Origin of the sequence: Mesorhizobium sp. M2A.F.Ca.ET.043.05.1.1 (assembly GCF_003952445.1) — a bacterium.
In the GTDB taxonomy this organism is placed as follows: domain Bacteria; phylum Pseudomonadota; class Alphaproteobacteria; order Rhizobiales; family Rhizobiaceae; genus Mesorhizobium.
The window spans coordinates 5,637,078-5,648,261 of record NZ_CP034446.1 but is presented as its reverse complement, the minus strand read 5'-3'; the positions used below and the strand labels follow the sequence as shown (position 1 = coordinate 5,648,261).

The 11,184-nt window shown below is 57.8% G+C and carries 11 protein-coding genes; 2 read left to right on the top strand and 9 right to left on the bottom strand.

The window, feature by feature from the left end; translation table 11 throughout:
- The first annotated feature begins 136 nt into the window (after window positions 1–136).
- The gene (locus EJ069_RS27275) at window positions 137–319 is read left to right on the top strand and encodes a hypothetical protein (protein WP_126063870.1); all 183 of its coding nucleotides are present in this window, start codon (window positions 137–139) and stop codon (window positions 317–319) included.
- Between the two features lie 212 nt (window positions 320–531).
- Window positions 532–714 carry an AsnC family transcriptional regulator gene (locus tag EJ069_RS27270; RefSeq protein WP_245456315.1) on the top strand — a complete coding sequence of 61 codons (183 nt, stop codon included), beginning with the start codon at window positions 532–534 and terminating at the stop codon, window positions 712–714.
- A 119-nt stretch (window positions 715–833) separates the two neighbouring features.
- Here EJ069_RS27270 and EJ069_RS32905 read toward each other — a convergent pair whose 3' ends face one another.
- From EJ069_RS32905 to EJ069_RS27225, 9 genes are all read right to left on the bottom strand, one after another.
- Complete coding sequence (locus tag EJ069_RS32905) at window positions 834–983, bottom strand: hypothetical protein (RefSeq protein ID WP_164897956.1); 150 nt, start codon at window positions 981–983, stop codon at window positions 834–836.
- 42 nt (window positions 984–1,025) lie between these two features.
- A complete protein-coding gene (locus EJ069_RS27265) occupies window positions 1,026–2,036 on the bottom strand; it encodes a dipeptide ABC transporter ATP-binding protein (RefSeq protein ID WP_126063869.1) in 1,011 nt (336 codons plus the stop codon).
- On the bottom strand, window positions 2,033–3,040 hold the full coding sequence (locus EJ069_RS27260) for an ABC transporter ATP-binding protein (RefSeq protein WP_126063868.1): 1,008 nt from the start codon (window positions 3,038–3,040) through the stop codon (window positions 2,033–2,035). The genes EJ069_RS27265 and EJ069_RS27260 overlap by 4 nt, the downstream gene beginning before the upstream one ends.
- A gap of 1 nt (window position 3,041) precedes the next feature.
- Window positions 3,042–3,923, bottom strand: coding sequence for an ABC transporter permease (locus EJ069_RS27255; RefSeq protein WP_126063867.1), 882 nt, complete (start codon window positions 3,921–3,923; stop codon window positions 3,042–3,044).
- Window position 3,924: 1 nt separating this feature from the next.
- Entirely contained in the window at window positions 3,925–4,866 is a 942-nt protein-coding gene (locus tag EJ069_RS27250; RefSeq protein ID WP_126063866.1) for an ABC transporter permease, read from the bottom strand.
- 6 nt (window positions 4,867–4,872) lie between these two features.
- Window positions 4,873–6,477 carry an ABC transporter substrate-binding protein gene (locus EJ069_RS27245; RefSeq protein WP_126063865.1) on the bottom strand — a complete coding sequence of 535 codons (1,605 nt, stop codon included), beginning with the start codon at window positions 6,475–6,477 and terminating at the stop codon, window positions 4,873–4,875.
- Between the two features lie 439 nt (window positions 6,478–6,916).
- Entirely contained in the window at window positions 6,917–8,104 is a 1,188-nt protein-coding gene (locus tag EJ069_RS27235; RefSeq protein WP_126063864.1) for a glycine C-acetyltransferase, read from the bottom strand.
- A gap of 277 nt (window positions 8,105–8,381) precedes the next feature.
- Entirely contained in the window at window positions 8,382–9,329 is a 948-nt protein-coding gene (locus EJ069_RS27230) for an aminotransferase class IV (protein WP_245456313.1), read from the bottom strand.
- A 185-nt stretch (window positions 9,330–9,514) separates the two neighbouring features.
- The gene (locus tag EJ069_RS27225; protein ID WP_126063862.1) at window positions 9,515–9,967 is read right to left on the bottom strand and encodes an Lrp/AsnC family transcriptional regulator; all 453 of its coding nucleotides are present in this window, start codon (window positions 9,965–9,967) and stop codon (window positions 9,515–9,517) included.
- Window positions 9,968–11,184 lie beyond the last annotated feature (1,217 nt).

Genomic DNA, 11,184 nt, shown 5'->3' with positions numbered 1-11,184 from the left:
ACCCAGGTCGGGCACAAGCAGGGCGGGTCATGGGCATTCGTCTTCTTCGGTAGATGGTGAGCCAGAGCGCACGGAGGACAGGCCTGCGCCGGATAGCAGCAGCATCTCGTCTAGGAAGAAGGCCCGCACCAAAGAAATGAATTTCTCGCTGCGCACGGCATTGTTGCTCTGCGTTTTCCGCGCCGTCGGCCTCCGGATCGCGTCCGTACCGACAGCCCATCCACAAAGCAAGACCCAGCTCGCATCGGCGGTATTCAGCGAAGCGCGTTTTTCAACCACCGGCACAGAGCTGCGGGCCGGTATCGCTGAGATCGCCTAGTCGACGTGGTTGGTGGGATGCTGTGGTTTGAAATACCTCAGCCTCTGCACGCCCAGCGAACCTCTTTGGAGGCCCGTAAGCGGGCAGATAGTCATCATTTTCTGGTCTAGAAGTGCCTCATCCATTTCAAACGATCGGGGTAACAAATGCTATAAATGTTGCATGAGGGTATGCAATTTTGAAAGGCTCTTAAGCATAGCGGGCCCTACTCCATGGACGATCTAGATCGAAAGATCCTTACGGCACTCCAGAAGAACAATCGGCTCTCCTTTGCCGAACTAGCCAAACTGGTCGGTTCTTCGGCCGCCTCGTGCATGCGTCGAGTGAACAAGTTGCGTTCGGCTGGCGTAATCGTTGCGGATATCTCGGTGGTGAATCCAAAGGCTCTTGGCTAAGCCCTTACCTCTGATACCGCGGCAGGGAACGTATTGCGCGCCAGGTGCTGAGGGGCGGATATGAGGCTGTCCGCATGAGCCGCAGGTGCCGTGTACGGCGCACAGGTGGGTGGCTCATCTCATCGGCCGACCCCGCAGGCGACCGTCGAGCAGGTCGAAGCGTTGCGCCGGCGGCGCTCGACCGGCAGGGAGATCGCCGCCGAAATCCGTATCTCGGCGGTGACTGTGTCCAGCAGGCGCGGTCCGCAAACTGCGGAAGTGATCGTCACTTCCTTGCGCGTTCAATGCCCTCAGCAGGCGGCTGAGCCACCTCAGTGCGCCGCCAAAAAGAAGGGCGCCGGGATTTCCGTGGCCGGAGCGCGCACATGACACGCGACGACCCGTCCGTCGGCCATCGGCACCAGAGGCGGGACGTCGATGCGGCAACGCTCGACTGCGAGCGGGCAGCGCGGGTGAAACGCACATCCGCTCGGCGGGTTGACGGGGCTTGGCACCTCGCCCTCCATGGGCACCTCCAACCGCACCCGCGTCGGATCCGGAACCGGGGCTGCAGCGATCAGCGCCTCCGTGTAGGGGTGTACCGGCTTGTCGAAGAGCGCATCGCACGGGGCGAGCTCCACGATCCGCCCCAAATACATGACCGCGACGCGATGACCGATATGCTGTACAACACTAAGGTCATGCGAGATGAAGATATAGGCGATGCCTATCTGCTGCTGGAGATCCAGCAGCAGATTTAATATCTGTGCCTGCACGGAGACGTCGAGTGCTGACACCGCCTCATCGGCAATGATGAGCGAGGGCTGGAGTGCAAGTGCCCGCGCAATGCCGAGCCGCTGCCGCTGGCCGCCTGACAACTCGGACGGGAGCCTGTCCATCATCTCGGGCGACATCCCGACCTTTCGCAGAAGCTCCGCGGCAAGCGCCTTGCGCTGCTTCCGGCTGAGGCGTTCAAAATTCTCGACGGGTTCGGTTATGATCTGTCCGGCGGTCAGGCGCGGGTTCAGCGATGAGTACGGATCCTGAAAGACCATCTGCATACGCCGGCGCCACGCGCGAACCGCATGCTTCTTGAGACCAGCAATGTCGGTGCCGTCGATCATTACGCGCCCAGCCGTCGGTTCGGCGAGCCGCATCAGGAGCCGCGCGACGGTGGACTTGCCGCAGCCGGATTCGCCAACGATACAGAGCGTCTCCCCCGCCTCGACCGAGAAGGAGACATCCTCCACCGCCCGCACCACCGGGACGGTCTTCTTCAGGATTCCTGTACCGAGCGGATAATGCTTGGTCAGATTCTCGACTTTCAGCAGAGGACCTCTCATGCGTTCACCACCTCTGCGGCCCGCCAGCAAGCTGCGGCATGGCCAAGCCCAACATCAAGCATAGCGGGCGTCTTTTCGAGGCAAATGGCTATCGCGAATGGACAACGAGGAGCGAAACTGCATCCGATAATCGGCTCGCGAAGGCTAGGCACGGTACCCGGAATTTCCGGCAGGCGGCCTCGGCGGCCACGCCGCAGATCGGGCACTGACCGCATGAGACCGAGCGTGTAGGGGTGTGTGGGGCGCGCGAACAGATCAATTACGCTCGCTTGCTCCACGATCCGGCCGGCATACATGACGATCACGCGTTGGCAGGTCTCGGCTACAACCCCCAGATCATGCGTGATGAACATCACAGCCGTTCCCATCCGCTCTTTCAGATCGACGATCAGCCGCAGGATCTGCGCCTGAATGGTGACGTCAAGCGCGGTCGTTGGCTCGTCGGCAATCAAGAGTTCGGGTGAGCACGCGAGGGCCATGGCGATCATGGCACGCTGGCGCATACCGCCTGACATTTCGTGGGGATAGTTGTTAACCCGACGCTCGGGATCGCCGATGCGGACGAGACGGAGCAACTCTTGTGCCTTCGCCATCGCTTCCGGTTGGGAGGCCTTGGTGTGGATCCGCACCGCTTCAGCGATCTGGTGACCAATAGTGTAAACCGGGTTCAGGCTCGTCATCGGCTCCTGAAAGATCATGGCGATCCGGTTGCCGCGGATCTGTCGCATCTCTCGTTCGGAAAGTTTCAGAAGGTCCCTTCCGCGGAAGCAGATCTCGCCGCCGACGGACTTGGCCGTCAGCTTCGGCAGCAGCCGAAGAATGGAAAGAGCGGTGACGCTCTTGCCGCATCCGGACTCGCCGACGACACCGAGCGTTTCGCCACTCTTTACCTGGAAGCTGATGCCGCCCAGCGCGCGAGTGACACTTTCGTCGCCGAAGAAGTGGGTTTCCAGGCCTCTAACGTCGAGAAGCACGTCATTCCCAGTGGTCTGATGAATTTGCATGTCAGCGCCTCCGTTTCGAGCGGGGGTCGAACAGGTCGCGCAGGCCATCCCCGAGCAGGTTGATGGCAAGGACCGTGGCGGCAAGGCAGATGCCGGGGGCGAACACCGTCATTGGAGCGATAGCGAGATACAAGCGAGAACTTGAGATCATGTTGCCCCAACTAGGAATTTCAGGCGGCACGCCTACACCTAGAAAGCTCAGTCCGGCTTCAGTCAGAATCGCATCTGCGCACACGATCGCACTCTGCACCATAAGCGCCGGAACGGTGCTCGGCAGGAGATGACGCCACAGTACTTTCGGCAGGCGAGCACCGCCGCAAAGCGCCGCTTCTACATAGGGACGCTGCTGAACACTCATAACTACCGAACGAACCAGCCGCGTAACGCTTGGCAGCTGGACGATCGTGATGGCGACGATGAGGGTACCAATGCTGGGTCCTGTGAGAGAAATAAGAGCGATCGCCAGCAGAATCGTCGGGATCGACATAAGGCCGTCCATGACTCGCATTATGACATTATCGAAGGCGCGGTTGTAGCCAGCGACGAGACCGATCAGAAGACCGCCCAGAGCCGCTCCTGCCGCCGACGTCAATCCGACCATAAGTGAGATTCGGGCGCCGAAGATCGTTCGGGCAAATACGTCACGGCCCAGATTATCGGTACCGAACCAAAAGTTCGCGGACGGCGGTTGGAGGCGTTCGAAGGGATTCATGTTCAGTGGATCGCCGGCGTAGAGCGGGGCAGCGAGCGCCAGAATGATGAAAAGCGCCAGGAGACCGCCACCTACAAAGATCAGCGGATGCCGTCTCGCCACACGGGGAAACTCAGATAGCTGCAGGCGGCCCTTCGAAACGGTTTCAACTGATGCGGAGGGGAGTGTCATATCAGTACCGGATGCGAGGATCGACCAGGGTATAAGAAAGATCGACCGCCAGATTGATTAAGACGTACAGGCCCGAAACGAGGATGAGCACGCCTTGAATGATGGGGTAATCGCGGTTGTTGATCGCATCCACTACCAAACGACCGACGCCAGGTATGTTGAAAACCGTTTCTGTGATGACCACACCGCCAATCAGACCTGCGAAGCTTAGGCCGATCACGGTGAGAATCGGGGCACCTGCATTCTTCAAGGCATGGTGGAACAACATGGTATGTGACGAAGCGCCCTTGGCAGCGGCCGTTCGCATATAATCTTCGGACAGGACTTCGAGCATACTTGCCCGCGCGATCCGAGCTATGAAAGCAATGTAGGGAACGCTCAAAGTCACGGTCGGGAGTATCAAGTGTACAAGCCATGCTCCGAAGCCATGGTCGATAGGCTGGTATCCTTGGACGGGTAGCCAATGCGTGCTGACAGCGAACCAATATATGAAAAAATAGCCGATGACGAAGACCGGGACAGAAAAACCAAGGGTCGCGAATGCAATCAGGATCCGATCAACAAGTTCGCCAGCTCGCCACGCGGCAAGGACGCCGAAGGTGACCCCAATCGTCACCGAAAGGATCATCGTTAGAATCGAAATGCAAATGGTCGGTTCCAGCCGCTGCGAAATCAGCTGGAGGACGGGTCGCCCCGTGAAAATTGAGGTCCCGAAGTCGCCGTGGAGGATGCTGAGAGCCCAAGTAACGAACTGAACCGGCAGGGGGTGACTAAGTCCCAGTTGCTCGCGTATGCCGCTGATCATCTCTGGCGTTGCCGTATTGCCGGCGATGATGGCCGCCGGATCGCCAGGAGCCAGCCTGAGAAGCAGAAAAACGAAGATCCCGACCATCACCATGACGGCGATGGTCGAAACCAATCTGCGAAGGACGTAGGCAGCCATTGCCCTTTAGACCTTCTGCATGTTCCACATCGGGACGTAAGGGACTGGCACCTTCATGAGGCCGTTGAGCGTCTTACGATGCGCGTTTGGCCGGACAGTTTGGCACAACAGAACGGAGCCTACGAAGTCCCACCAAACCCGCTGCATCTCGCGGGCCAGCGCCTTTCGCTCCGCAAGAGTATCGATATCGGCCCATTTGGCCCGAAGCGCCTCATATTGGTCTTCCTTAGGCCAGCCGTACCAAGCTTTGTCGCCATTTGCGAGCAAAAAGCCAGTGCTAATTGGATCGCTGAGGCTGTAATTGGGATAGTTTGAGATGAAGATATTCCAGCCACCATTCTCGATTGTGCCTTTGTTCGCTCGGCTTGCGGCAAGCTCGGCCCAGGCCATTGGTCGAAGCTCGGCGTTCACTCCAATCTTTCGCAGCGACGTTGCCAGAAGCTGCGAGGCATTGCCTGCCTGCGCCCAATCCGTGGGTTGGAGAATAACGACCTTTTCGCCAGCATATCCCGCCTCTTGGAAGAGCTGCCTGGCCTTCTCCGGGTCGCCGCCTTTTTTGTACCACCCTGTATTCTCGTCGTTTGAATACAGTGTGTCATTTCCAAATATCGAAGTGGCAGTGTGGCCATATTTTGGATCGGGCGCCATAATGCGAGAGAACGCCTCCTGGTCGACGAGGTGAAGCATGGCTCGACGTGCGTTTACGTTATCGAACGGCTTGTGAAGAAAGTTCATACGTACAAAATTTACATCACCAGCCTTATTTAGAAGCGTTAGTTCAAGATTGGGATCGCTCTCGATCACCGGGTAAAGATCGGCTGGTGGCGCATAAAGGAAGTCGAACTCACCGGCTTGCAACGCTGCGACCGCAGTCTGCTCATCGGCGATGTGTTCCCAAACTGCGCGATCGACCTTCACGATCTTGCCGCCGCCGAATCCGTCTGGCGGCTCATTGCGCGGTACATAGCTTTCGTTTCTGTCGTAGGTGAAGCTCGCACCCGGCTTGGCAAGGGTCTCATTGAACTTGAACGGTCCTGACCCGATGTTCGAGGTCACCTGCTCGGTTGCCGGACGATTTGCGTCCTTCTCGCGCATGATAGGCAAGTAGAGACCGCCCGGGGATGCCAGTATATCGATCAAAAGCCCCAGCGGCTCGTTGAGCACGATCGTGAAGGTCTTGGCATCCTTCTTCGATACGTCCTTGGCCCGCGACATGATCAGCTGCCCGCCGGAAGCGGCCTGACCCCACCGGCGAATCGAGGCCACACAGTCGCCCGCCGTGACGGGGCTGCCGTCGTGGAAACTTAGGCCATCCCGAAGCTCGAACGTATAGGTCTTCTTATCCTCAGAGACACTCCACTTCCCTACCATTTGCGGCTGCGCCACCAGCTTCGAGTCGATTGCGAATAATGTGTCGTAGATCGCCAGGCCATGGTCATAGGTAATATTGTCGGTGGATAGGATAGGATCGAAGATTCGGAGATCATCCATCACCATTCGCACCGTCCGCCCGTCGATCGCCGCCGTCTGCGCCCGCAGAACCGACGGGATTGATAAAGCGGTTCCGGCAGCAATGCCCATCTTAAAGACATCCCGTCGAGAAATAGTCATGTTCAAGTTCCCCTATTGATTGGTGGCACGAACAGTTCGTGCTTTTGGGCCTTGTGGTTTATGGGCTAGCATTCGGCCGTGTCCGACAGTGCATAGGTCGAAGGACAACAATTGATATCATCCGGGGCAGGAGCGTTTGCGCCAAAACGCGTCGGCTGCTGAAACAAGGGCAGCAGAACCAGATGTAGTGTGAATGTTTGCTACGCGTGCTGCCGTCCAGACTGCTTTGACAAACATGCCACGGGCATGTCGGCGCCCCTGCTTGGTGGTCGAGGGCCTGGCCCTGATTGCCTCTCCAGACGGGAACCGGTGAGGCTGTGCGGGCGATGCCCTAGGCTACCGAGGCTGGCGAGCAACTACCTCATTTAGGTTAAGCATCGATGAGCCAATGAATTCCGAACGCTCCGGCTGCACAGATCGACTTAGGCTAACGCAACTGTCAGATGACTCCCAAGTCCCTACCCACTTCGATGAAAGCCTCGACCGCGCAGTCGATATCGGTCTCCGAATGCGCGGCAGAGATCTGGGTCCGAATGCGGGCATGACCCTTTTGCACGACTGGGAAGGAGAATCCGATCACATATATGCCGCGCTGGAGCAGGTGTTCCGCCATCGCCTGAGCCAAAGCGGCATCACCAAGCAGGACGGGGATGATCGGATGGTCCGCACCAGTCAGCCTGAAGCCCGCTTTCGACATCTTCGAACGGAAGCGGTGAGCATTGGTATAGAGAGTTTCGCGTAGCTTATCGCCTTGCTCGATTAGATCGAACACCTTCAGCGAGGCTGCTGCAATGGCGGGCATGAGTGTATTGGAGAAGAGATATGGCCGCGAGCGTTGGCGAAGCCAGTCGATGAGCTCGCGCTTGCCTGACGCGTAGCCACCCGAGGCCCCGCCGAGCGCCTTGCCCAGCGTGCCGGTGATGATATCCACCCTACCCTGGACATCGCAATGTTCGGCCGATCCGTGGCCATGCTTGCCGACGACGCCAACGGCATGGCTGTCGTCCACCATGACCATGGCGCCATACTTCTCCGCTAGATCGCATATGCCTTTCAAATTGGCGATGATGCCGTCCATCGAAAAAACGCCGTCTGTTGCAATCATCTTGAAACGGCTGCCTTCGGCCCTCTTCAGTTCCTCCTCGAGCGAGGCCATGTCATTGTTGGCATAGCGGAAGCGCTTGGCCTTTGAGAGCCGAACGCCGTCTATGATAGAAGCATGGTTCAGAGCATCGGAAATGACGGCGTCCTCCTCGCCGAGCAGCGTTTCGAACAAACCGGCATTAGCGTCAAAGCAGGATGAATAGAGAATGGTATCTTCGGTGTTGAGAAATGAGGAGATGCGCGTCTCGAGTAGCTTGTGCACTTCTTGAGTGCCGCAGATAAAGCGGACTGAGGCCATACCGTATCCGTAGCGGTCGAGCGCATCCTTAGCCAGGTCTCGCAGATATTTATCGTCGGCAAGCCCGAGGTAGTTATTGGAGCAGAAATTCAGGACTTTGCCGCCATCCGTGAGCTCGATCTCGCGTGCCTGCGTCGAGGCGATGACGCGCTCGGATTTGTATAGGCCGGCCTTCTTCAGGCTTTCAAGTTCAATCAACAGATGGCCAATGAAGCTCGCGGTCATAGGCCCCTCTTGTGAATTGGCATTCCTGGCTCCAGACGCTACGGTGGCAAACGCCACGGTCGACACGCCGTGTGGAACGGCGCACGGTGATCTTCGCTATTTCAACGGAAAATCGGTACTTCCAAATCTTTACTGATGGGTGCCCGAGCAGCCCACTGGCACACGACTGCCTCTAAACGCCACCTGAACTACTGCGACTCCCCAAGCTATCAGGAGAGACGTCAACTGACGACAGGTCGAGCGCTGAACACGCCGCTCGGCCAACCGCATCGCGCCGCTACGGGTAGACAACAGCAGTCGACCATGCTGGATCATCGTGCTTTTGCCAGTAAAGATTCATCAGTCGGAGGGTGATGGGTCCGACCTTCCCATGGGAGATCGCCGTGTCATCGATACGCGTCACGGGCATAATGCCGCCGGCGGTCGATGTGATGAAAACCTCGTCAGCCCTTTGGATTTCGGCACGACTGATATCAGCAGCCGTGGCCAACAATCCGATCTCGGCACAAAGATCGAAGACAGTGCGGCGCGTGATGCCCGGCAATACCCCAAAAGCAGGTGTCTTCAGGGATCCGTCCTTGATAGCAAACACATTGAAGCCGGGGCCCTCCGCAATATTCCCGCTCGTATCTAGGATCAGCGCCGTCTCTGCCCCCATGTCATAGGCGTCGAAGAGACCCTTCACGAGATCGAGCCAATGATAGTTCTTGATTGCAGGATCGACCGATTTAGGCGGAATACGGACAGCCTCACTGATGGCGACGTGCAGGCCTCTTTCCAGTTGCTCCTTATTGGCAACTGACCCAAAGGGAACAGCAAACGCGATGAAGCGATTCTCTGCTTGACGGGGATCGCGGCTGAATGTTGGTGATGAACCGCGCGTGCAAATCATCTCGACGTAAGCCGATTTGTAGCCAGACAAAGCGACGCAATGTTTGAGGATCGCCACTATTTTCTCGCGATCATAGGGCAGCTTCATTCGCAGCCGTTCGACGCCCCCGAAGAAACGGTCAAGATGCAAATCCAACCGGAAGAACTTGCCATTCCAGACGTGCACAGTGTCATAAGTAGCGTCAGAGTGCAGGAATCCCCAATCGAGAACGGAGATCTTGGCCTCCGACATCGGAAGGTATTGCCCATCCATGAACGCGACTCCGTGTGGATAGAGACGCCTATCAACGTGATGCTCATCAACAGTCGGAAGAGCAGACAGAAGCTGTGTCATTGAGGACGCCATTCATTTTTTTCCTTACACCCGCGATGGTTGACTTGCCCGCGTCGAACAGTCGGGCAACTCACAACCTGGCCGCTCTACATCGCACGGATGCTTAGGCTAAAGAGCTCAATCTCGGGCTCGACACGCAATGGCAATTTCAAAAGGAGGCCCGAAGTGATGACTTCATCGCAACGCTAAATCGTAACCCGCGGCTCGAACTTGACACGATCAAGCGCAATCATGCTCCGGAATTTACGAACATTGGGGTTGGTATAGAGCTTCGTTTTGACGAAAACGTCAAAAGCCTCGACGTCCTCGACCGCCACAACCAGGACGAAGTCAGCGTCGCCCGTGACCATGTAGCATTGGGTAACCTCCTTGGCAGCACGCATCGCGCGTTTGAACTCGTCGACAAGGTCAAGACGCTCGCGGTCTAGCTCTACCGTGACAATAACGGTAAGCGATTTGCCAACAGCTTTCGGATCCACCAGCGAGATATCCGCGATTATCACGCCATCGGAACGGAGCTTGTTAACGCGACGCATGCATGACGCTGCCGAGGAACCAGCCAATTCCGCCAGTTCTGCAAATGAGAGCCGGTTGTTGGCTTGCAGTACCGTAAGAATCCTTCGATCTAGGTCATCCATTGGATACGTCCGCTATGACTACAATTTCTGACATTGCACCAGCCGCCGCTATGTTCGTTTCAGTTTTTGGCCACAAACTGAAATAGGCATATCAATCTCGGCCCGGAGATTGCAAGAGGCAGCCGTCGCCTCAATCGGACACAAGGGCGCGATTTTTCAGCGAATGAGTGAGGAGTGATTTTAATCCAAACGGGACCCCTTAATGTGGGGCCATCAAGATGCCTCCGGCTTGATTGCAGGCATCTGTGTTTTGGATGTTGGTTGTGGAGACGATTGCAAAGATCCGTCGGTTGTCACGGGTTGCAGGGGAAGTCATCAAGGCGTTCTGCCGGGAGTTGAAGATCTCCCGGAAGGTGGTGCAAGGTGCTGCGATCGGACGTCGCAGCTGCGCACGACTCCATCGGTAGCGCCCGGCCAGCAGAACTTACCATCCTCCAGCCGATTGGCGAACATGCATGCCCGTGCCCTCGAAGTACGCGGGCTTAGTCCGATCGGCCCGGTTAGCCCGGAACACGTAAGCGCGCCCAAAAACGGATCCGGCAATCGCCTCGCCTATAAGCGCCGCCAAGCCTTCGGCTCCCTTGTGGAAGTCGACCGGCTTGGTCGCCACCATGACCTTGATCGCCCCCGTCGGCCCCGATGACGATGTCGCCTCAGCGCGCGGATTACCGCTGCAACCGCGTTCGAATCCGCCCCACGACCCACCCGCATTGCGACGCCGCCGATCTCGAGTTCGCTCACACCAGCGTCTCGAGCCGGCTCTCCCTTCCCAGTCTTCTGCCGCACGCTTCGCGGCGGGCTCCGGAGGCGCCGCGTCACCACCGCCGAACATATGATTCCGATATCGCTGCCTCCTAAATCGCCCGGCGAGCGGCCCGACGCCAGGTGAACAATTGCTGCGGGGAAAGGCCTCATCCGGGCGTGCCACGCAACAAACCGTCTCGTCCACCTCGTCGCTCTCTGTCACTATCCTGGCCCTCTCCTCCGGCGGCCGCGCCGGCTCCTCGGCCTGGGTTTAAGCGTAAACTCTGAATAGGTCGCGTCCCAAAGAGTCGAAGGCCTCGTCGACCGCGTTGCGTAACTGTCCGTATGCGGGAAGGCTACGCCATTACCGCCACAATCTCGATGTTTCCAATTGTGCAGCGTCCGGCGTTCGGGCGCTCAACGATTCAGCCGATTACTTTCGCTGTTGGTCGACTTTAGAACATCCCCCGGTA

Bases quoted from the DNA above. Each gene is read 5' to 3' on its own strand.
- EJ069_RS27275 (WP_126063870.1), top strand. From the start codon at position 137: ATGAATTTCTCGCTGCGCACGGCATTGTTGCTCTGCGTTTTCCGCGCC.
- EJ069_RS27270 (WP_245456315.1), top strand. From the start codon at position 532: ATGGACGATCTAGATCGAAAGATCCTTACGGCACTCCAGAAGAACAAT.
- EJ069_RS27265 (WP_126063869.1), bottom strand. From the start codon at position 2,036: ATGAGAGGTCCTCTGCTGAAAGTCGAGAATCTGACCAAGCATTATCCG.
- EJ069_RS27260 (WP_126063868.1), bottom strand. From the start codon at position 3,040: ATGCAAATTCATCAGACCACTGGGAATGACGTGCTTCTCGACGTTAGA.
- EJ069_RS27255 (WP_126063867.1), bottom strand. From the start codon at position 3,923: ATGACACTCCCCTCCGCATCAGTTGAAACCGTTTCGAAGGGCCGCCTG.
- EJ069_RS27250 (WP_126063866.1), bottom strand. From the start codon at position 4,866: ATGGCTGCCTACGTCCTTCGCAGATTGGTTTCGACCATCGCCGTCATG.
- EJ069_RS27245 (WP_126063865.1), bottom strand. From the start codon at position 6,477: ATGACTATTTCTCGACGGGATGTCTTTAAGATGGGCATTGCTGCCGGA.
- EJ069_RS27235 (WP_126063864.1), bottom strand. From the start codon at position 8,104: ATGACCGCGAGCTTCATTGGCCATCTGTTGATTGAACTTGAAAGCCTG.
- EJ069_RS27230 (WP_245456313.1), bottom strand. From the start codon at position 9,329: ATGACACAGCTTCTGTCTGCTCTTCCGACTGTTGATGAGCATCACGTT.
- EJ069_RS27225 (WP_126063862.1), bottom strand. From the start codon at position 9,967: ATGGATGACCTAGATCGAAGGATTCTTACGGTACTGCAAGCCAACAAC.